This window comes from Mesorhizobium sp. M0207 (assembly GCF_040321995.1).
Classification (GTDB): domain Bacteria; phylum Pseudomonadota; class Alphaproteobacteria; order Rhizobiales; family Rhizobiaceae; genus Mesorhizobium.
Genome location: NZ_JAMYSQ010000076.1, coordinates 1 through 771 on the forward strand (window position 1 = coordinate 1; position 771 = coordinate 771).

Annotated in this window: 1 protein-coding gene; it reads right to left on the bottom strand. The window is 61.7% G+C overall.

Annotated elements, in window-relative coordinates; all coding sequences use genetic code 11:
- Positions 1-88: 88 nt before the first annotated feature.
- Positions 89-771 (bottom strand): transposase (locus NKJ15_RS32910; protein WP_352819857.1); only part of this gene is annotated, 683 nt, incomplete at its 5' end.

Consider the following 771-nt stretch of genomic DNA (forward strand, 5'->3'; position numbering starts at 1 on the left):
GGTCGATAGTGTTGAAGAAGTCGGCGATGAAGCCGTGGATCCACTCGCACCGAAGCGTCTTGATTAAGGTCGACGCGACCTCCTCGCCTTAAGTGGCTCGGACGTTTGTTCCGAGGGTGCAAATCTTGGCCAATTTCCTGAGGTTCTGGGCGATGGCTGCAAGGTGGAACTCATCGCGGGCACCACAGGGGCCGCGCAATCGCAATCGATCGAGCTTCAGGATGCGCTTGAGGTGCGCGAACAGCATCTCCACCTTCTTCCGCTGATAGCGTGAGGTCTGGTAGGCGTCTGTCTTTGCGATGTCGCGGGCCATGTCGCGCGCGCCCTCATAGATCGAGCGCAGCACCTTGCGCGCCGGCTCCTTCGGGCAACAGCTGGGCTTCAGGGCACAGGCGTCGCAATCCAGCTTGCTGGCGCGATAGCGCATCATGCCATTCTCGTCGACGAGAGGGTGTGGCATCCGATAGGTCTTCTGGCGCTGCCTGAGCGTCTTCCCGCCAGGACAGATGTATGTATCGGCCTTATGGTCGTAGGTGAAGTCGTCGCGCGAGAAGGTGCCATCCTTGCGCCTAGACTTGTCGAAGACCGGGATATGCGGCTCGATCCCACGCTCATGCACCAACCAGTTCAGCATTTCGGCCGAGCCGTAGCCGGTGTCGGCAATCAGCCGCTCCGGCCAGAGGCCGAGCTCGTCGTGCGCCCGCTCGATCATAGTCTTGGCGGCCGTCACCTCGGCTTGGCGCACCGCGGTCGAGGGCTCCACGTCCACGA